Here is a 20,475-nt window from a genome sequence, read left to right on the forward strand (position 1 = left end):
GGGTCATGGTGATGGTGGTCATGGTGACGGTGGTCATGGTGACGGTGGTCATGGAGATGGCGGCCATGGCGACGGTGGCCATGGTGATGGTGGCCACGGCGATGGAGGTCATGGCGATGGCGGTCATGGCAGCGGTGGCCATGGTGATGGCGGTCACGGCGATGGCGGTCATGGTGACGGTGGCCATGGTGATGGCGGCCACGGCGATGGCGGTCATGGTGACGGTGGTCATGGCAGCGGTGGCCATGGCGATGGCGGTCACGGCGACGGCGGTCATGGTGACGGCGGCCACGGCGACGGCGGTCATGGAAGCGGTGGCCATGGTGATGGCGGCCATGGCGACGGCGGTCATGGTGACGGTGGCCACGGCGATGGCGGTCATGGCAACGGTGGCCATGGAGATGGTGGCAAAGGCGACGGTGGCCACGGCGATGGAGGTCATGGCAACGGTGGCCATGGAGACGGTGGCAAGGGCGACGGTGGCCACGGCAACAGTGGCAAAGGCGACGGCGGCAAAGGCAGCAGCGGCAAAGGCAGCAGCGGCCAGGGCCATGGCGGTGGTTTCGGTGGAGGCTTCGGTGGCGGCCATGGTGGCGGTTACGGCGGCGGACACGGCAACGGCCACTAACGCATCTTGCAATCCTTAGCGCGCGGGCGGCCGACAAACGGCCGCCCGCGCCGCTTCAATCACCTGCCTTCTTAAGTTCAAAGAACATCCACTCAACGCGACTCATGAAAACGCAAACAACCTCCGCCTGATAAAGTGCCGTCCATGATTAAATACCGGGTCACGCTCACCGCATAAAACGCCAAAGCCAACCCCCGGCGGCCGCACCGCATCAGTCCATTTACAACGTTGCGCATTGCGCAAAACGGAGTCTGCGTTGAACAACAAACAGGTCTCGCTGCCGCAAGCACCATTGCGAATTGCGGCGGCGCAAGCGCAACCGGTGTCCGGCGACGTCACGGCGAACATCGCCAGAACGGTCGAACTGACCAACATCGCCGCCGACCGCGGCGCGAAACTAGTGGTCTTCCCCGAGAAATTCCTAAGTGGCTACGAACCTGACCTGATTGCCGGCGACCCCGCGAAATACGCCTTCGACGAACACGACGCGCGGCTCGAACCGATTCGCGAAGTTTGCCGCGAGCGCGAGATCGCCGTAATCGTCGGTGCGGCGACACGCGGCATACGCAACGTGGACGGCCTTCATATTTCGTCGCTAGTGTTCAACCGCGCAGGCGAGCTGATCGAGTCGTATCACAAGCAGCATCTCTACAGCGGCGAGACAAAGATCTATCAGGCCGGCTTGCAAGGCTGCATGCTTGAGATCGACGGCTGGCGGCTCGCGCTCGGCGTGTGCTACGACTCCGGTTTTCCTGAGCACGCGCGCAACGCCGCTGTAAACGGCGCGCACGCTTACCTGGTGAGCGCGCTCTTTAGCGTGAAGACTGGCTATCATCAGTCGCGCATCTGGTTTCCCGCGCGTGCTTTTGACAACACCCTGTACGTGCTCTTGTCGAATCACGTCGGCACTACAGGCGGCTGGGAAACGTGCGGCGCGAGCGCGATCTGGGGCCCGTATGGCGACGTCGTGACGGAAGCGAGCCGCGATCGCGAGGAAGTGATTACCGCGCTACTCGATCCAACTGTGCTGGCCGATGTCCGAGAGCGCGAAACAATGCTCGCGGACTTCAAGGCGCACGTCGCTGAGACAGCGGGTGAGTACGTAGTGCATCGTCTGGATTAACCGCACGCGCGGCAAGATCACAAAGCGTGCCGTTACCGTCACTCGGCCTGGACGTCGAATAAGTTCACGCGAGCAATCATCCCGGCCAGAACATGCCGGCCGCAGCGAGCCCCATTGCTGCGGTAGCGATCCAGCCGAGCCAGCGCAACCAGCCGGTCACGACGAACTGGCCCATCACCTTGGGGCTGGCCGCCATCACCATCACGAGCACCATGATCGGAACGGCTGCGACGCCGTTGATTACCGCGCTCCAATACAGCGCTTTGATCGGGTCGAGCCGCATGAATGTGAGCGCAATACCACCGAGAATCGCCACCGCGACCACGCCATAAAACTGCTTCGCCAGACGTACCTGTAACGCCAGACTATTGCGCCATTTCATCGTGCCCGCAGCCGCGTAGGCGGCCGAACCCGCCAGCACCGGCAACGCCAGCAGACCCGTGCCGATAATGCCGAGGCTAAACAGCGCAAACGCCAGGTTGCCGGCAATCGGCTTGAGCGCACTGGCGGCATCGGCGGTGGTTTTCACTTCAATGTGATGCGCGTGTAGCGTGGCGGCGGCAGTAAGCATGATGAAAAACGCCACGCCGTTCGAAACGGCCATGCCGACCCACGTGTCCATGTTGATTCGCTTCAGTTGTGCGGCCGCCTGCATCGGTGCGCGCAAAAGCGATTGCTGCGCGGGATTCGAGCGGATCTCCTCGACTTCCTGCGATGCCTGCCAGAAGAAGAGATACGGGCTGATGGTCGTCCCGAGTACCGCAACCACGGTCGTCAGATAACCGCCGGACAGTTGAACCGGTGGTTTCACGATGCTCAGTCCGACTGCTTTCCAATCAATCGGAATCACGAAGATGATGGCGACGTAAGCGAACAACGTGAGTGTCAGCCATTTCAGAATGCTCGCGTAGCGTTCGTAGGGAATGAATACCTGCATCAGCAGGGAGGCCGTGCCGAACAACGCGACGTAGAGTTGGACCGGGCCGCCGATCACCAGTTTTGCGGCGGCGCCCATTGCCGCGAGATCGGCCGCGATATTGATGGTGTTCGCCGCGAGCAGCACCAGTACCGCGAGATACAAAAGCGGAGCGGGGTAGTGGCGGCGCAGATTGGTTGCGAGTCCGCTGCCCGTTACCCGTCCCATGCGGGCACTGACAAGTTGTATCGACACCATCAGCGGGTAGGTGATCAGCAACGTCCATAGCAATCCAAAGCCGAATTGCGCGCCGGCCTGCGAATAGGTGGCGATGCCGCTCGGATCGTCGTCGGCGGCGCCGGTAATCAGACCGGGACCGAGCCGCTTCATCCAGGAGCGTTCGCCGATATCTTCGACGACAAGTTCCGGTTCCAGGTTTTCAGTAGTCATGGCATCCGCCTGCGAAAGGAACCGTATTGAGTCACTTGCAAAGCGCGCGTGCGCGCCGGGGCGACCCTACGTGCCGCTCGTCAGGAAGTAGCATTCTCTGTGCCACGGACTCTGCCGCTCAACTGCCTTTGCGTCTGTGATTGCCCAGCATCGGCGGTCAACGGCCTGCAACATGTCATCCGCTACAATGACACGCATTACCCACCTGGAGACTCGCTTTGAAATCTATCGTTGCTTTGGTCGCCGCGGCTGTTCTTTCTTCGACGGCGATGGCCGCTTCCACCACTGAGAAACTGCCTTCCGGCGTCATCGTTGAACATCTTACGCAGGGCACGGGCGCCCAGCCTGCCGCAGACGATGTCGTCAAGGTCAACTATCGCGGCACGCTCGCAAACGGCACCGAGTTCGATAGCTCGGCGAAGCATGGCGGTCCGGCAACCTTCCCGCTCAATCGCGTGATTCCGTGCTGGACGCAAGGCGTGCAAAAGATGAAGGTCGGCGAAAAGGCCAAGCTGACCTGCCCGTCGGCCACGGCCTATGGCGAGCGCGGAGTCGGTCCGATTCCCCCGAATAGCGACCTGACGTTTGAAGTCGAACTCGTAGGTATCGTCAAGTAATACCGCGCGAAGTGCGCTGAGACTGAACCCCGCTCCGGAGATCGAAGCGGGGTTTTTCTTTTTCAGGGCACTGCATTTGCCCACTGAAATCTATCTGTGATAAAAACCGCGCCGCTCTCGCGGTGATCTAACCTGACGTATTCACGATCAACGGGATTTCCTGAAAGGAAAGAAGTTCTCGCTTCGGTCGGCGGGCGTGGCGTATGTGTTCCCCTAAAAGTAGTGGCATTCTTTTTTTAAGTCCTGTTGCACTCGGTCGTTTACCCTCTGCGCGTGCGGCAACACTGCAATCGCCGCTTTGCGCATTCCGGAATATCTAGCCGTCATTCGTCGCGCCTCAGGAGCGTTTTCCATGAATATCGACTTTCACTACGGGGTGGTCTATATCGTCGCCCGTATCGGCGGGATGGCGCCCGCCGAGGCGCTCACGGTGGCCCATGCCTGCCAGTATGTCGACGACGCGACCACTTCAGGAATACTGCGTTTTGCCGGCGGCGAGACATTCGAGCGCTTTGCTACGGCGCACAAGCTATTCGATTACACCAATACGGAAGACGACCAGAATCGTCTGGTGTGGACGCCATTTCATTTTCTGCCTGCCGGCGAGGGGGAGACGCTCGAAGAGAAGGCGGTGTGCCGGCCGGATAGCGCAGTTGCTCGCGAGGTGGTGCGCCGGGCGATCCGGCAGCGGGGCACCGATACGGCATTGCACCGCCTGGGTGTGACGCTTCACGCGTACGTCGATACGTGGGCCCACCAGGGCTTCGCCGGTATCGAAAGCCCGATGAATCGCGTTCATATGCTGGAGGCGGAAGATTGCACGAAGGAAAGCTGGCTTGCCCGTCTTACCCGCGCAACCCGGCATCTGGTCGAACACGTCGAGGAAGATGTGCTGACGCTTGCACTGCCTGTCGGTCATGGGGCCGCTTTGCACTATCCCGATCAGCCGTGGGCAAAATGGCATTACACCGACGGTAGAAATGAGCGCGTCGACAGGCACAATCTGCCGGAGTTCATGCAGGCGGCCGAGATGACTTGCCGTGCGGTGCGCGGCTATGTCGCGGGACGGGAAGATTTTGAATCCCAGCCAGGCCTGCCGGAAGATGTCAAAACCGCACTCACGAAGCTTCTCGACACCAATCGGAATCTGGACGACAACAAGCGCCTGCAGACCATTTGCGAAGCGGTGAAAACCGATGTCATTCCAGGCCTGTCGGAGTCGGTTCCGGACTATGTGGCCAAGGGGCTCGGCTCCTGGAAATATAAGGCCACCGGTTTGCAGTCCGACGACGATAGCGGGGACCGCCCCCGGTGGAGCGACATCTTTGAGAAAAGTGATTACCGGCGCTTTCACGACGCCGTCAAAGAGCACCGTTTTGTGATTACGCAGGAGATTCTGCCGGCTCACGGATTGCGGATCGCCTGAAAAGAGGGCGCTTTTGCGCGTTATTTCAATAGCCGCCCCAGCGGCCGCATTCATGCCATTCGTGCTCGCGCCATTGCGCGCGACGCCATTCATGTTCACACCATTCGCGGCGTTCGCGCCGCTCGCGTGCGCGTCAATCATAGATGAAACAGCGCTGCGAGATTGGTAACGTGGGCTTACCGGCAAAAAAATGAACTGCCGCCCTTTGAATCTCCGGATGCTTGCCTATAGTAGAAGCGGCTATTGCCGCATTGCACGGCGGCCGGCTTCTCTTGACATAGGTGACGGGGAAACAGAAATGACGCCATCGAATGCTGCAATCTATCAGGCCCAGGCTTGCACGCCGGATTCATTACGAACGCTTGCCACCTATCTCGAACTGGCGCTCGACGAGGGAGAAAGCGTGGTTCTGATGCGGATCGGCACGCAGGTGCGCAGTATCTATGTCGGCAATCCGTCCGGCACGTTGGAGGATTTGACTGATCACGGTGTAGTGGCCGCCTTCCAGGCCGACGAGATGCTTGCATTGACGCAGTTGGGACTCAACCGGATAACTGCCGACGATCAGCAGTACCGGTTCATGCGCAGTGTGAGGTATATCGCTGACCGCCAGGTTGTCGTTTTTACTCCTATTTGAGTGACTGGCCGGCAATTGGAAAGGTTAAGGAATGCGGTTATCGAGTAGTGAGCTCGAAAGGTTCGTACTCCACGGGATGCATTCCCGTGTAAACCTGATGCCTTTATAGTTGCATAGATCTGCCTTTCTCGCGCTATTCATGGCATAGTTCGATCGATTACCACATAAGGAGCAATCAAATGCCCACGTTAGAGCAAATCCAAGCAAAGCTTAAGAAGCTCCAGGCGCAAGCTGACGTCCTTATTGCCAGGAAAGCACAAGTTGCGGTCGACCAGATTCGCGAGCTGATGCTCAAGCACGGTCTCACTACCGCAGATATCGAAGCAAAGGCAAAGGCGAGACGCGCCGCGCGCGGCTTGAATGGCCATGCTGCAGGTGGCAAAGCAAAAGCCGCTGGCGCAGGTAAGTCGCTGCCGAAGTACCGCGACCATAAAACGGGCGCGACATGGACAGGTCACGGGCGTGCACCGGCCTGGATTGCCGCCGTGAAAGACCGGACTCAATTCCTGATTGAAGGCGCAAGCGAACTGAAGTCCGCGGCAAAGGCAGCGGTTACTCAGGCCAAAGGCAAAAGTAAAGGTCAGCCTAAAGGCGCACAGCCGCCCAAGTACCTCAATCCGAAAACTGGAGCGACCTGGAGTGGACGCGGGCCGGCGCCGGCATGGCTCGCCACGGTCAAGGACCGCACCAAATTTCTGATCGATGGCGCCTCGGCTGCCAGCAATGTCGCCGCAAAAAAAGTCGTGACGGCGAAAAAGGCAGTGGCGAAGAAAGGTACCGCGGCCACTAAGAAAGCTGCGGCAAAGAAAAGCACGGCTAAGCCCGCTGCAAAGAAAGCCGCGGTAAAGAAGGCTGCTGTGAAGAAAACGGCAACGGCCAGGAAAGCGCCAGGCCGCAAAGCGGGTGGTAGAGGCAAAGCCGGCGCGACGAGCGCCGCCGCAGCGCCGCAAACCTCGTCAGTGCAAGCCGGCGCGTGAGCGCAACGGAGTCGCGAAGTAGATGACCAGCATGCTCGAAGTACCCCAGCAGGAGGACCATGTCGTCCTGCTGGATTCCGTTCCTCACCCGGCAGCCGACGCCGCCGAACCATTCATTGTCGCCAGCGACCGCCGGGTGATTCTGGCTTATCCGATTGCTGAATCCGACTTCGAACGATTCGGACCATTCGATTCCGACGATGATCCATTTTGCACGGTGCTATTTCCCGACGCCGTGTTTCATCGTCTTGGGCCGCCCGGTGACGGCGATCTCGAGATACATCCACTCGCGTCGCAAGGACTCAGTGGGTACTCGGTTCACGAAGTCATGAATTCGTCGTTGGCCGCTGAGATTTCGGCCGTTACGTCGCCTGGTCCTTTGCAACGCCATTTCGTCATCACATTTCAGGGTGCGACGTTCGAATGCGTGGCGTCGGACTATACGGTGGTCGGCGTGTATGGCGCGGGTGAGATCGCCTGGCGGGAAGCCTTCTCGCTGGTCCGCTAATCTTCCTGGCGGTTATTGCCGCTTGTTGCTGCTTGTTGGCGTTCATTGCCGCTGGGTGACGCGACCTCTTTCCAGTCTGTCCCATCGCCTGAACGCTCGCCTCGCGCAGCGTTCGGGCGTTCCAATGCCTGCCCCTCCAGTCAATCGGCACACTATGTAGCAAAACACGGTCCTGGCAACGGGCACGCGCAATGCGTCCTGCCCAGGTAGTAAGAACCCGGGCTTAAGGTCCCGGCGTGCCCGCCAAACGGCAAACCACGAACTGCAGGGTGCTTGCCCGCCGCGTCCTGCCGATTAGCATCGAGGCCACGCATGCTGACGATTCCCATTACCGCCTTTGTCACGCTCGTCATCATATTGGTGATTGCCAATCTGTCGAGTGGCGAAAAGAAGATCGAACACAAGATCGAACGGCTTTATACGAGTGACGACCCGCAGTTTCTCCGTTCAATGGGCCTGCTGCTCGGGCCGCCCGTACTGTCCGGAAACCGCTTCGAGATGTTGCTGAACGGCGAACATATCTTTCCGTCGATGCTCGAAGGCATCCGCTCCGCAAGTAAAACCATCACGTTTGAAACCTTCATTTACTGGTCCGGCGAGATAGGCGAGCAGATCGCCAGCGCACTGGCGGACAAAGCACGCGAAGGCGTCGCCGTGCATGTACTGCTCGATTGGGTGGGCTCGTCGAAAATGGATAAGCGTTATCTGAACATGCTTCAAGATGCGGGCGCGGAAGTGATCCAGTATCACAAGCCGCATTGGACCGGTCTCGGGCGAATGAACGATCGCACTCACCGCAAGCTGCTGGTGATTGACGGACACATCGGCTTTACCGGCGGCGTGGGCATTGCACCGGAGTGGACCGGCCACGCACAAGACGAAAAACATTGGCGCGATACTCATTTTCGTGTGGCCGGCCCGGTGGTTGGCCACATGCAGGCCGTGTTCATGGACAACTGGGTTAAAGCGACCGGCAATGTGCTGCATGGGCCCGACTACTTTCCGGAAGTCGAGGGCGTTGGTGACGGCCTCGCGCATATGTTCAGCAGTTCGCCTTCAGGCGGCAGCGATGACATGCAGTTGATGTATCTGATGGCGATCACCGCGGCAACCCGCTCTATTCATCTGGCGAGTGCCTACTTTGTACCGGACAAGCTGACGATCAATGCGATCGTCGAGGCGGCAAAGCGCGGTGTGAAAGTACAGATCCTCATGCCCGGAAAACGTATCGACACCCATACCGTGCGCGAAGCGTCGCGTGCCTGTTGGGGCAACTTGCTGCGAGCGGGTGTCGAGATGTTCGAGTATCAGCCGACCATGTTTCATTGCAAGTTGCTGGTGGTGGACGAGTACCTGGTCTCGGTCGGCTCCACCAATTTCGATAGCCGCTCGTTCAAACTCAACGACGAAGCGAACCTGAATATCTACGACCACGACTTCGCGAAGCAGCAAACCGCAACCTTCGCAGACGACATCAGACAGTCGCACCAGGTCACACTCGACGCGTGGCTGCGACGGCCGTTTCCGGAGAAGCTGATCGAGAAGTTTGCGTCGCTGCTGGATACGCAGCTGTGATGCGATGACTGCGCAACGCGCTGCTGTTTCCTTTCAATAACATTTTCCCGCCCATTTCGAACATATGCTCAATGACTTTTTTTAGCTTTTATTTTTGAAACATGTTAAAAAACTTTCCGTCATCGTATATTGACATGAAGTCTTCACGCAGTGAGGGCAGAGTGACAGCAACGAATGGCGTGCTGTAGAGATTGAAGCAACGCATTCGAAATTACATATAAATATATTACGAGGCATCGAACGCTCGATTGAAGCGGACCTGAGTTCAGGCACGCGTCACGAAGAGCCGGCAGGTATCACGTCGAGTGGTACGTGTTTTCGGTGCAGCAGCGGTCGTCGCGGATCGGATTTGCCGGCGTAAGGGTACGTAATGGTACTTAAAGGCAAATCGCATGGGCCTGATCCCCGGTAGTACGGCCGCAAGGCGTCCGCGAGTGCGGGCGCGGTATCGGTACGCATTTGCGTTGCGCAAGTGCATGCGAATACGCCATGCCCATCGAAAAACTCCTTGTTCCGCTACCGGCGGGCCTGAAAGTCTACGTTGAACGTCACGTATTCGATCCGGCCTTCGAGAGTGTCATTCTGATCAACGGCGCGCTGGCCACCACGGCGTCGTTCGGACAGACAATCAAATACCTCGGCGAACGCTATAACCCAATTTGTTTCGATTTGCCTTATGCGGGTCAATCGAAAACGCATAACGTGTGCGACTTCGTTCTGACAAAAGACGATGAAGTCGACATTCTGCTGCATCTAATAGGCTTATTCGAGCCGAGCTTCCTGTTATCGGTGTCGTGGGGCGGAGTGGCGTCGCTGCTGGCGCTCTCGCGGGCGCGCACCAGCGTGAGGCGCGCGGTGATTGCGTCGTTCTCGCCGCGGCTCAACGCAGCGATGACCGCGTATGTGACCGCGGCGCGCGACCACATCGCCGCCGGCGAAAATCTGAAGGCCGCGCAACTGCTCAACGATACCGTTGGGCAGCATCTGCCGCGCATCATGAAGCTCTATAACTACCGCTACCTCTCCACGCTGCCACGCGATGAGCAGGACCAGGTGGCCTTTCACGTCGACCAGATTCTGGCTATCCGTCCAGAGGACTATCTGCACGAGTTCCGCAACATCGAGTGCGGCCTGAAATTCCTCAACGGCGAGCTCGACGACTACACCACGCCTGAGGACGCCCGCTCGCTTAGCGCGCATCTGAAGCGCGCCGAGTTTCTCACGATCGAGCAGGCCGGGCATTTCCTCGATCTCGAAGGGCGGGCCGCACTGCGCCAGGTTCGGACGGCCATTTTCGATTACTTCGGCGCCGCGCGGGTCCAGGCGCCAGCCCGTGGGCTCGATGGTTTCGACACGTTCGCCGCCCGCACGTCCGCCATGCCGGTGCAACAACCCGCCATCGCGAACGTCGCGTTGCAAGCCACCGCCGATCACTCGTTCCAACAGGTCGAAACACCATGAATATCGCTCAGAGCATCACTATCGTCGTACCGTGGACGCTGTGGCTGCTGTATTGGATCGCGACGTCGAACCGCGTCAAGGAAACCGCGCGCAAGGAAGCGTCTCTGTCGCGCACGTTGCAGTCGATTCCGTTGATCGGCGGAGGCGCACTGATCATCCTGCCGGACTTCAACACAGCGGCGTTGTCCTTCGATCCGCATGCGATCGGGCCGCTGCAGCTGATGGGCTTGGCCGTGCTGTTAGCTGGCCTTGCGTTTTCCGTTTGGGCGCGGCTGCATCTCGGCACCAACTGGAGCGTCTCGGTCACGCTGAAGGAAGACCACGAGCTGGTGCGCAGCGGACCCTATGGACTGGTTCGTCATCCGATCTATACCGGCTGCCTGCTGGCGCTTCTCGGTGCTGTGCTGATCGGCGCGCAATGGCGTGGCGTGGCTGGGCTAGTGCTGATTTTCGCCTCGCTGGCGTACAAGGTCCGGGTCGAGGAGAGTTGGCTGACGGGTCACTTCGGCCGTGCGTATTCGCAATATCGCCGCGACGTCGCCGCGCTGATTCCCGGTCTCTTCTGAGCGACCTGAATGGCGAAAGTCATCATCACCGCGATCGGCTCGGCGGGCGACGTGCATCCTTTGCTCGGCATCGGCGCGGCATTAGCCGCGCGCGGTCACGAGATTGTCTTCTGCACGCATCCGCCGTTCGCGGAGGCCGCCTCGCGCCAGGGTTTCGCATTCGTTTCGATCGGCACTGCGGCCGAATATGAAGCGGCGATGACGAACCCGGCGCTATGGCATCCACGTACGTCATTCCGCACGCTGTGGGCAGTGATTGCGCCGACGCTGTGTCCGCATTTCGACACGCTGGTTGCGTTGACCGACAGCGACACCGTGCTGGTCGGCACGTTGTGGGCTTTTTCCGCGCGGTTGATGCAGGAGCTGTATCGGGTGCCGTTCGTATCGGTGCAGGTCTCGCCGTCGACGCTGCTCTCCGCGCATGCGCCGCCCACACACCCACGGTTGACCATTCCGCGCGGCTTGCCATTGGCTCTAAAAACGGCGCTGCTGCGACTGATCGAGCGCCACGTACTCGACAAGATCTGCGGCCCCGCATTGAATGCGTTGCGCGTGGAACTGGGGCTCGCACCGGCGCGCCGCATTTTCGGCGAGTGGCTGCATTCGACCGATGGTGTGCTGTGTCTCTTTCCTGACTGGTTCGCGCAAGCTCAGCCGGATTGGCCGTCGCCGCGTTGCCTCAGTGGTTTTCCGCTGTTCAACGACACGGGCGTGCAGGCGCCCGATCCCCAACTCGAAGCCTTTCTCGCCGCGGGCGAGCGGCCGGTGGTTTTCACCGCGGGTTCGACCTTGATCGATCAGGCGCGCTATACGGATGCAGTGAGCGCGGCGCTGGCGGAAAGCGGGTTGCGCGGGATTCTTTTGACGCCGGATGCGCCAGCCGCCCAAACAAGTGCGCAGATGGGTGCACAGGGTGCGCTGCTCAAGCGGCGTTACGTACCGCTGCAAAAGCTGTTGCCGCGCTGCCGGGCGCTGGTGCATCACGGCGGCATCGGCACCGCGGCGCTTGCGTATGCTGCCGGCATTCCGCAAGTGGTGACGCCGTTCGCGCACGATCAGTTCGATAACGCGCAGCGTGTCGTCGTGAGTGGTTGCGGCGTTCGGCTCGATAAGCCACTGGAGCCGCAGGCGCTTGCGCGTGCGTTGAAGCATGTGCTCGGCAGCCCGTCGATTGCGACGCAGTGCGGGCGCGTGCAGGACCGGCTTGCGTCGTTGCCGGATGGCTGCGAGGCGGCCGCACGGTATATCGAAAGTTTCGTGCCCGCCGGCGTGCGCGCGCAAAGCCTCGGCCGCGTGTCTATGCCGGCACTTGCAGACAGCGGGCATAGCGCATGAGCGCCGCCACGCCATTGCCGAAGCACGCTGCGTCGGCTGACGAGGCGCACGGCGTCGGCTCCGGCATTGGCCCCGCCGGCGAGCGCAGCACACCCGGCATGCGCGGTGCGCGGCTCGCCTTGCTGACGTTCGCGTTGTCGCTGGCCACGTTTATCGAAGTCCTGGATTCGACGGTAACCAACGTTGCGGTACCGGCGATTTCCGGCGGCCTTGGCGTGTCCAACAGCCAGGGCACGTGGGTGATCAGTTCGTACTCCGTGGCCGCCGCCATCGCCGTGCCCTTGACGGGCTGGCTCTCGAGGCGGGTCGGCGAAACGCGGTTGTTCCTCGGCGCGGTGATCCTTTTCACGTTGACGTCGCTGCTATGCGGCATAGCAGGCGACTTTCATCTTCTGGTTGTATGCCGGGCATTGCAGGGGCTCTTTTCCGGGCCGATGGTGCCGCTCTCCCAAACGATCCTGCTGCGGACCTTTCCGCCGGATAAGCGTGTCGTGGCACTCGCGCTGTGGGCGATGACGGTGCTGCTCGCGCCGATCTTCGGCCCGGTGGTGGGTGGCTGGATCATCGACAATTTCTCGTGGCCGTGGATCTTCCTCATCAATCTGCCGATCGGCATCTTTTCGTTTGCGGTGTGCATGACGCTGCTGCGCCGCGATGCACCCGTTGGCAAGGCAGTGCCGATCGATCTGCCCGGCATTATCTTGCTGGTCGTCGGCGTCGGCTCGCTGCAGACGGTGCTGGATCTCGGTCACGACCGCGGCTGGTTCGATTCGCCGTTGATCCTGACGCTCGCGATCGTCGCCGGCCTGGCGATCGTGTCGCTGTTGATCTGGGAGGCGGGCGAACGGCATCCGGTAATCGATCTGAGCCTGTTCCGCGATCGCACGTTTTCGTTCTGCGTGTTGATCATTTCGCTCGGCATGATGAGCTTCTCGGTAGTCGGCGTGATCTTTCCGCTCTGGCTGCAGGCTGTGATGGGCTACACCGCGTACCAGGCCGGCCTCGCCACCGCACCGCTTGGCGTGCTCGCGCTGGTGTTCTCGATTCTGGTCGGCATTTATGCGGCCCGCTTCGACGCGCGCGTGCTCGCGACTTTCGGCTTTCTCGTGTTCGCGGGCGTGCTGTGGTGGGATGCGCATTTCACGCTGACCATGACCTTCACGCAAATCATCACGCCGGGTCTGATTCAGGGCATCGGCTTGCCGTGCTTCTTCATTCCGTTGACCGCTGCAACGCTCTCGCGCGTGTCCGACGACAAGCTTGCCGCGGCCTCGAGTCTGTCGAATTTTTTGCGCACGCTGTCGGCGGCGTTCGGCACGGCGATGAGCGTCACGCTATGGGATAACCGCGCGCTATATCACTACGACGTCGTCGCGCAGTCCGTGACGAAATCGTCCGGCAATACGCAGCGCTTCGTTCAGGGTCTGCACGGCATGGGCATCGACGGCGCGCGCGAACTCGCCACCTTGCATCACGTCGTGCAGCAACAGGCCTACATGATGGCGACCGGCGACATGTTCTACATGGCAAGCATCACCTGCCTCGTGCTCGCCGCGATGATGTGGCTCACGCGTCCGAAGCGCGGCGCGGCGATGGCTTTAGGTCACTGAGGAACTTCGAATGACGATCCTGGGCGCATTGATCATCCTGTTTCATCCGAGTGAAGAGCAGCTCGCGCGCGCGGTGGCGATGCGTTCGGCGTGCGACCGCCTGCTGGTAGTCGACAACTCGCCGTTGCCGGACGCGCGCGCCGCGATGGTGTTGGGCGAGGCGGGCGTTGCGTTGCTGCATCACGGTAATCGCAACGGCATTGCCGGCGCCTTCAATTGCGGCCTGAGCGCGCTGTTCGACGCAGGCGCGGATGCAGTCGCGCTGTTCGACCAGGATTCCGAGGCGCCAGACGCTTACTTCGCGGTGATGCGCGACCGGTGCACGTCGATGAGTGGCCGGGCATTTTTAGCGGGCCCGCGCGTCTTCGATGAAAACGATCAACGCTTCCTGCCCGAACTCGCGACGAGCGGTCTGGCGGTGGAGCGGCTGTCGATACACGCCGACGCCGCGATGCAACGCTGCGCGTTTCTGATTTCGTCCGGCTGTGTGATTTCACGCGAGGCGTTCGCGCGGCTCGGCCGCTTCGATGAAACGCTTTTTATCGACCACGTCGACACCGAATACTGCCTGCGTGCGTTGCTGCGTAATGTACCGGTGTACGTGGTGCCGTCACTTGTACTGCTGCATCGGATCGGCTCACGGCGGCGCCACAAGCTGGGTTCTCTGGAATTGACGACGATGAATCACCCCGGTTTCCGCCGCTATTACAGCGCGCGAAACGCAATGCAGCTTGCGCTGCAGTATGGAATGCGCCTGCCGGTCGCCATCGTACCGAACGTGCTGACGCTCTGGCAAATCGTGCAGATTGCGCTGCTTGAAAAGGACAAGCTGGCCAAGCTCAATGCGATAGCACTGGGTCTATTCGATGGATTCTTCGGACGAATGGGGCCGCTTGAGCGCACGCGTCCGCGACTCGCGGCCAAAGTTGCCAGGACCGCGAATCTGGTTAATGCGACTAGCCCGGCGAGGCTTGGCGAGACGAATACGCCGGTAGCAGGAGAACCTGCAATGTCCCTTACCCGGCACTCATGAGACGGTCTATGCAATTCCCCAAGCCACGCACGTTGCCGTTGCTGCTGCCGCCGCTGCTGATTGCAGCAGCGCTGAGCGGTTGCGTGAGCGACGCGGGCCTGCAAGCGAACGTCAAACCGATCAAGCCATCCACCGATGCACTTTCGCAGACCATCGGGCCAGGCGCGAACGGGGCGTGGCCCGCGCCTGATTGGGTCAAGCGTTACCGCGATCCGCAACTGGATGAGCTGACCGCTGAAGCCTTGCAAAACAATCCCGACCTGCAGATCGCCAAGGCGAGGGTGGGCGCCGCGCAGGCGCAACTCGAACAGTTTGCTTCGCTCACCGGCCTCACCGGCACGGCGGGCGCGACAGTGAGCAAGGCCCGCTTACCGCAGCCGAACGACGTGGCTAACGTATCTGTCGGCGGCCAGCAGATTCCGGTGCAGTTGTTCAATGATCCGGTGGTGTCGCCGGCCGCGTTGTTCGCGGGCCTGAGCTACCAACTCGACCTGTGGGGCAAGAATGCCGCGCTGACCGGCAGTCTGCTCTCCACGCGCGACGCCGCGCGAATCGATGCCGAGCAGGCGCGGCTAACGCTGACGGTCGCGCTCGTGACGCTCTACTGTGAACTCGACCGCGCCTTCGCGATGCAGGACATTCTGCTGCAGAAGCAACAGGCCGCGGATAAGGTCGATGCGGTCTTGCGAGAGCGTGGCGCGCGCGGCATCGATAACGCGTACGACTCGGCGGACGCCACACTCAAGCGAAGCCGGCTCGCCTCACAGCAGGCGCTCAACGACGAGCGCATCAAGCTGACTGAGTTGCAGATCGGCGTGTTGACGGGACGCGGCGCAGAGCGGGGTTTGTCGCTTCATCGTCCGCAACTGGCCGCGGCGGCCGATGCGCCGATGCCTGCGCAATTGCCGGTCGATCTGCTGGGCCGCCGGCCCGACATCGTGGCGGCGCGTTTGCGGGCCGAAGCAGCGCTCGCCAACACCGATGCCACACGAGCCCAGTTCTATCCCGACGTGAATCTAGTGGCGTTTGCCGGGCTGACAGCATTGACGCCCGGCGCGCTTTTCTCACGCGCGGCGTTGACCGGCTCGGTGGGACCGGCGATCTCCCTGCCGATTTTCGACCGGACCCGTTTGCACGCGCAATTAGGCGGCGATTACGCCAACGTTGACGCTGCGGTCGGCCTCTACAACAAGACTGTCGACGAGGCGCTCGGCGAGGTCGCGCGTCAACTGACGTCCTTGCGCACGGTCGATACGCTCGCGACCGAGCAGACGCGCGCCGTGGAAGCGGCCTCGCATATCGTCGCAATTGCTGAAGAGCGGCATCGCCGCGGTATCGGCATGCAGAAGGACGTGACGCTGGCCGACCTGTCCTTGCTCGACGAACGCGCGCAGCAAGTGGATTTGCAGGGCCGCCGCAGAATGCTGCAGGTTGCGCTGGTCGGCGCGCTCGGTGGCGGCTTTGACGTACGCAAGGTGGCGGGCGCACCGATTTCTCACTATCAGACCACCTTTCCTTCTCACGCACGCATCACGGATACGCACTTCGATTGAATGCACAACGATAAACAGGCACAACATGCCGCGGGCTGGACCGAGGAGCAGGCAAACCCGGCAAACGCGGCAGGCATAACGAGCGACGCGCACGATGCGAAACGGGCGGCGCGCCGGCGGCGCTTTGCCGTTTTCTTCGGCGTGGCGGCGCTCGCCGGTATGGCGTGGCTGACGTACTGGGGCTTAAGCGCGCGCTTCTTCGAAGAGACCGACGATGCCTACGTGGCCGGCAACATCGTGCAGATCGCGGCGCAGATACCAGGCACGGTCACCGATATTCTGGTGGAGAACACACGGCAGGTCCGCGCAGGCCAGCCGCTCGTCAAACTCGACGACGCCGAAGCGGCCGCCGCGTTCGCGCAGGCTAAAGCGCAGCTGACGCTCGCCGTGCGACAAGTGGCCAACGCGACGATCTCGCGCAAGCTCTACGTTCAATCGATCGACGCGCGCCGCGCCGAACTCGCATTGGCGCAGCGTGCGCTGGCGGCGCGCGATCATGCGTCAGTGGAAGTCGTGTCGCCGGAAGAGTTGGCGCGCGCCCGCGAAGCAGTAGCAGTCGCGCAAGCGAATCTCGCCTCGGCGCAAGTCCAGCTCGACGCCGCCCGCGCGCTCGGCGGTAAATTCCCGGTCGAAGCCAGCCCGCCGGTTTTGCAAGCTGCGGCGCAATTGCGGCTTGCTTACCGGAATCTGCAACGCACCACGGTCGTTTCTCCCGTCGACGGTACGGTCGGACAGCGTTCGGTGCAGATCGGCCAGCAGGTCGGGCCGGGGCTCGCACTCATGTCGATCATTCCGCTCGAGCGTCTGTGGGTCGAGGCGAATTTCAAGGAAGGCCAGATTCGCAGCATGCGCGTGGGGCAGCCGGTGCGCATCGTATCGGATGTGTACGGCTCGCAAGTGGTGTATCAGGGGCACGTGGAGGGCTTTTCGGCTGGCACGGGTAGTGCGTTTTCGATGCTGCCGTCGCAGAACGCCGCCGGTAACTGGATCAAGGTCGTGCAGCGCGTGCCAATCGTGATTTCGCTCGACCCGGCCGAACTCGCGGCGCATCCGTTGCGGCTCGGCCTGTCGATGCAGGTGTCGGTGGATACGCATGTGCGCAGCGGTCATCTGATCGGCAACGATACGCCGGCGGCCGCGCAGAGTACCCGCGTTCACGATAACGTTTCGCGCGATGCGGATGCGCTGATCGCACAAATCATCCGGGACAATAGTGACCGTGGTGGTGCTGCTGACTAGCAATCTGCGCCGCTGAGATACGCTTCGACCTCCGATACTTGAGACGGATTGCCGCTCTCGTCACCTGGGCGGACAGGTACGGCAAGAATTGTTTTCGCGCGTTGATAAGCGCCGGCAAATGCTCGCAATTCCTGCGTAATCGGCCGGTCATCCAGCCGGCGGCGTAGCAGCGCTTGTGCAATGGAGCGTTCGATCAAAGCGAGCTGGCTGTCGATATAGTCGAGGGACAACTGGCGGCAGCGTGCTGAAACACCTGCTACAGCCAATAGCGCCGGCACGATGGAAATGCTCAGAAACCCGCCCGCGGGAATGCGCGCCAACGCGGCGGGCGACTCGAATAGCTCTTTGCGCAGCGCTTCGAATACGGCCTGCCCCATACCTTACTTTCGGTTGCGAGTGACTCACGGCGGCGTGCGAGTGCATCTCTCGCGGCCTCGTCTTCAATGCGGCCTTCTGCGACCATCAGCTTGCCGTCAGCGCGGTCGCCTTCCTGAATACAATCGGTGCCGAGATAGGCGGCACTCTGATTGCGTCCAGCCAATACCAGGTGTTGCAACGCATCCGGCACGAGTGGATCGAGCGGGACTACTTCGCACGTGAGCGGTTTGCCGTCGAAGTGAATCGCGCAGCGTCCATCCTCTTCCAGCGCCGGGCAGCGTGCAAGAGAAGGGTAGTCGTAACCCTGCGTCGTGAGGCTGAACGTGTCGCCCGCGCGATGCAGCAGCGTATCCGCGATGGCGTCGAAGGCGGCGACGCCAGTCTCGTCGAGTACGGTTTCGTATTTGCCGACCCGAAGCTTTTCACCCAATCGCTTGCGGGGCACTCGCCCAATCGCAATGCAGCCGATGAACCGATCTCGATGTCGGAACAGTTCCGGCAACGACATCGCTGGCGGACTGTTGCAACATTTTCCGCACGCCGAGCACGCGAACGAAAACGTGCTCACCATGGCCGGCGTACCGAGTCCTGATAGTGCGTCAGGATGAAATGCGCGACCTCGGGTGAGTGATAGGCGCCGATCAGTTGCGCGACCCACGGTTCAGTGCGGTCGCCGTCGCGCACGGTCAGCACGTTGGCATAGGGCGAGCGCGCGTCTTCGAGACCGAGGCTATCGCGTGCGGGGTAAAGACCGACGCGTGCCGCATCGCTGCTATCGATCACAGCGAAGGCCACGCTGTTCAAGCTGTCGAACAGGCGAGCATGCGGCACCTGGCGGATTTTCAGGTTCAAGCGGTTGCTCGTGATGTCGGCAAGCGTGGCATGCAAACCGGCGCTGTCCTTGAAGGTCAGCAGCGTGAAATTTTGCAGCAGGATCAAGGCGCGCGCGGTGCCTTCACGGTCGTCGGGAATCGCAATGGTCGCGCCTCGCTGCAACTGGCCGAGGTTCGTCAATTTGCGCGAATACAGCGCGATCGGAAATGTGACGGTGGTCGCGACGCTCGTCAAGGCGTAGCCGTGTTGTTTGCGCTGCGCTGCGAGGCTCGGCCCGTCTTCGAAGCTTGCAGCATCGATCTGTTTTGCGGCGAGCGCGGCGTCGATGCCATCGGGCTTGTCGAAGACGACGACGTCGAGCGTAAGGCCTTGCGTGGCGGCAATACTCCGTACTTCGTCCATGATCTGCGCGTGGGCACCGGCGGTGACGCCGATCTTGACTACCTGCGATGCGGCGGCGTGCGCAGGATGGACCCACGAAGCTGCAATCAGCAGCGCCGTTGTGATGAACGCGCGTGGTTTCACGATGCATCCCTCAAGACAGTACGAAAGCCGATATGCGAGGCCGGCAAATCCGCTTCCTGCTGTTCGCGGGACGCCGCCCGATAGCGTACGCAATAGTCGCGCGAACACAGGAACGAGCCGCCTTTGATGACCATCGGCGTGTCGTGTTTGCGGCTTGCAGGTGCGACTGCCGCGGTATCGCCATTGGTGTGCGACTGATGCGGGCCGCTGTAGATGTCTCTCGTCCATTCCCATGCGTTGCCGATCATGTCGTAGAGCTTGAAATCATTCGCCGCATAGCAACCGACTGGCGCGAGGCCAATGTGACCATCCTCATTGGTGTTCAGCACGGGAAACACGCCTTGCCAATAATTCGCACTTGGCTTGCCGCGTTGGTCGCGTGGTGCAGTGTCGAGATCCGCGCCTTCGTGGCCGGCTTTGCCCGCATACTCCCACTCGGCTTCGGTCGGCAGATCGCGGCCGAGCCAACGCGCGTAGGCCAGCGCGTCAGCCTGCGTGACCATCGTCACCGGCTGGTTCATGCGGCCATCGAGATTGCTGCCGGGCCCCGTCGGATGATTCCACGCGGCGCCCTTGACCCACGTCCACCACGCCAGATCGCGCGCGTTCATTTCTTCGCGCGTCGGCGTATGAAAAACCACAGCGCCGCCCTGGCGCTCCGAATCGCTGACGTAACCCGTGGCTTTCACGAATGCGGCGAACTGCGCATTCGTCACATCGGTCTGGTCGATCCAGAAGCCGGCGACGTGGGTTTGGCCGTCGCCGGCAGGGCGCTCGTCTTCATACCCGAGTTTGCTGCCGAAGACGAAGTTGCCGCCATGCAGATGCACCATGCCGGCTTTCGGATCGTCGCGCCAGCGCGAAGGCAGGCCGGCATAGCGCTCGCATTGCTGTTCGGAACCGAGCGCCACTAAAGTGCGCGAGCGGTTCAGTTCGTCGAATGCGCTCTGCTTCCCGCCGCTCAATGCCGCCGAGGCGGCCATCGCGGCGGTAAAGGCCGCGGTAAAAGCGACCGTGGCGATTGCGGCATAGGCGCCGTACAACGCCGCGGTGCTTTTCAGTTTGAAGCGGACGGACATGGCGG

General features: G+C 61.2%; 18 protein-coding genes and 2 pseudogenes. 14 read left to right on the forward strand and 6 right to left on the reverse strand.

From position 1 onward, the window contains the following. Positions 1 to 589 (reverse strand): hypothetical protein (locus tag M0D66_RS30540; protein ID WP_301773186.1); only part of this gene is annotated, 589 nt, incomplete at its 3' end. A gap of 295 nt (positions 590 to 884) precedes the next feature. Between M0D66_RS30540 and M0D66_RS30545 the strand changes: the two genes are divergently transcribed. Further along, positions 885 to 1,751 carry a carbon-nitrogen hydrolase family protein gene (locus M0D66_RS30545; protein WP_211707933.1) on the forward strand — a complete coding sequence of 289 codons (867 nt, stop codon included), beginning with the start codon at positions 885 to 887 and terminating at the stop codon, positions 1,749 to 1,751. A 76-nt stretch (positions 1,752 to 1,827) separates the two neighbouring features. Here the strand turns inward: M0D66_RS30545 and M0D66_RS30550 are convergent, their stop codons facing one another. Next, a complete protein-coding gene (locus M0D66_RS30550; RefSeq protein WP_211707934.1) occupies positions 1,828 to 3,117 on the reverse strand; it encodes an NRAMP family divalent metal transporter in 1,290 nt (429 codons plus the stop codon). A gap of 269 nt (positions 3,118 to 3,386) precedes the next feature. On the opposite strand from M0D66_RS30550, the gene M0D66_RS30555 reads away from it, so the two are divergent. From M0D66_RS30555 to M0D66_RS30615, 13 genes and pseudogenes are all read left to right on the forward strand, one after another. Then, on the forward strand, positions 3,387 to 3,734 hold the full coding sequence (locus tag M0D66_RS30555) for an FKBP-type peptidyl-prolyl cis-trans isomerase (RefSeq protein WP_233465191.1): 348 nt from the start codon (positions 3,387 to 3,389) through the stop codon (positions 3,732 to 3,734). A gap of 352 nt (positions 3,735 to 4,086) precedes the next feature. After that, the gene (locus M0D66_RS30560; RefSeq protein WP_211700384.1) at positions 4,087 to 5,160 is read left to right on the forward strand and encodes a DUF6765 family protein; all 1,074 of its coding nucleotides are present in this window, start codon (positions 4,087 to 4,089) and stop codon (positions 5,158 to 5,160) included. Between the two features lie 298 nt (positions 5,161 to 5,458). Then, entirely contained in the window at positions 5,459 to 5,797 is a 339-nt protein-coding gene (locus M0D66_RS30565; RefSeq protein ID WP_093634831.1) for a hypothetical protein, read from the forward strand. 179 nt (positions 5,798 to 5,976) lie between these two features. Next, positions 5,977 to 6,774, forward strand: a complete 798-nt coding sequence (locus M0D66_RS30570; RefSeq protein WP_211700385.1) for an H-NS family nucleoid-associated regulatory protein — start codon at positions 5,977 to 5,979, stop codon at positions 6,772 to 6,774. A 22-nt stretch (positions 6,775 to 6,796) separates the two neighbouring features. Beyond that, the gene (locus M0D66_RS30575) at positions 6,797 to 7,282 is read left to right on the forward strand and encodes a hypothetical protein (RefSeq protein ID WP_093634829.1); all 486 of its coding nucleotides are present in this window, start codon (positions 6,797 to 6,799) and stop codon (positions 7,280 to 7,282) included. A 312-nt stretch (positions 7,283 to 7,594) separates the two neighbouring features. After that, positions 7,595 to 8,857: a cardiolipin synthase gene (gene cls, locus M0D66_RS30580; protein ID WP_266212441.1), complete on the forward strand. Its 1,263-nt coding sequence runs from the start codon at positions 7,595 to 7,597 to the stop codon at positions 8,855 to 8,857. Between the two features lie 489 nt (positions 8,858 to 9,346). After that, positions 9,347 to 10,165, forward strand: a pseudogene (locus M0D66_RS30585) (alpha/beta fold hydrolase); the annotation flags it as partial. Between the two features lie 149 nt (positions 10,166 to 10,314). Beyond that, complete coding sequence (locus M0D66_RS30590) at positions 10,315 to 10,884, forward strand: isoprenylcysteine carboxylmethyltransferase family protein (protein ID WP_211707937.1); 570 nt, start codon at positions 10,315 to 10,317, stop codon at positions 10,882 to 10,884. Positions 10,885 to 10,893: 9 nt separating this feature from the next. After that, a complete protein-coding gene (locus M0D66_RS30595; RefSeq protein ID WP_211707938.1) occupies positions 10,894 to 12,219 on the forward strand; it encodes a glycosyltransferase in 1,326 nt (441 codons plus the stop codon). Between the two features lie 98 nt (positions 12,220 to 12,317). Beyond that, the gene (locus tag M0D66_RS30600; RefSeq protein ID WP_244864001.1) at positions 12,318 to 13,829 is read left to right on the forward strand and encodes a DHA2 family efflux MFS transporter permease subunit; all 1,512 of its coding nucleotides are present in this window, start codon (positions 12,318 to 12,320) and stop codon (positions 13,827 to 13,829) included. 10 nt (positions 13,830 to 13,839) lie between these two features. Continuing rightward, positions 13,840 to 14,718: pseudogene (locus tag M0D66_RS30605) on the forward strand (glycosyltransferase family 2 protein); the annotation flags it as partial. Positions 14,719 to 14,870: 152 nt separating this feature from the next. After that, complete coding sequence (locus M0D66_RS30610; RefSeq protein WP_211707939.1) at positions 14,871 to 16,415, forward strand: efflux transporter outer membrane subunit; 1,545 nt, start codon at positions 14,871 to 14,873, stop codon at positions 16,413 to 16,415. Then, positions 16,416 to 17,654, forward strand: a complete 1,239-nt coding sequence (locus tag M0D66_RS30615) for an HlyD family efflux transporter periplasmic adaptor subunit (protein ID WP_093634822.1) — start codon at positions 16,416 to 16,418, stop codon at positions 17,652 to 17,654. Here M0D66_RS30615 and M0D66_RS30620 read toward each other — a convergent pair. From M0D66_RS30620 to M0D66_RS30635, 4 genes are all read right to left on the reverse strand, one after another. After that, a complete protein-coding gene (locus M0D66_RS30620; protein WP_244869858.1) occupies positions 17,651 to 17,974 on the reverse strand; it encodes a hypothetical protein in 324 nt (107 codons plus the stop codon). The genes M0D66_RS30615 and M0D66_RS30620 overlap by 4 nt on opposite strands. Further along, positions 17,944 to 18,477 (reverse strand): hypothetical protein, encoded by a 534-nt coding sequence (locus M0D66_RS30625; protein WP_244869859.1) that lies wholly within the window; start codon positions 18,475 to 18,477, stop codon positions 17,944 to 17,946. The genes M0D66_RS30620 and M0D66_RS30625 overlap by 31 nt, the downstream gene beginning before the upstream one ends. Positions 18,478 to 18,596: 119 nt before the next feature. Next, the gene (locus M0D66_RS30630; protein WP_244869860.1) at positions 18,597 to 19,361 is read right to left on the reverse strand and encodes a MetQ/NlpA family lipoprotein; all 765 of its coding nucleotides are present in this window, start codon (positions 19,359 to 19,361) and stop codon (positions 18,597 to 18,599) included. 26 nt (positions 19,362 to 19,387) lie between these two features. Then, entirely contained in the window at positions 19,388 to 20,470 is a 1,083-nt protein-coding gene (locus M0D66_RS30635; RefSeq protein ID WP_211707941.1) for a formylglycine-generating enzyme family protein, read from the reverse strand. Positions 20,471 to 20,475: the final 5 nt, after the last annotated feature.

The organism is Paraburkholderia sp. SECH2, assembly GCF_030464795.1.
Classification (GTDB): Bacteria; Pseudomonadota; Gammaproteobacteria; order Burkholderiales; family Burkholderiaceae; genus Paraburkholderia; species Paraburkholderia aspalathi.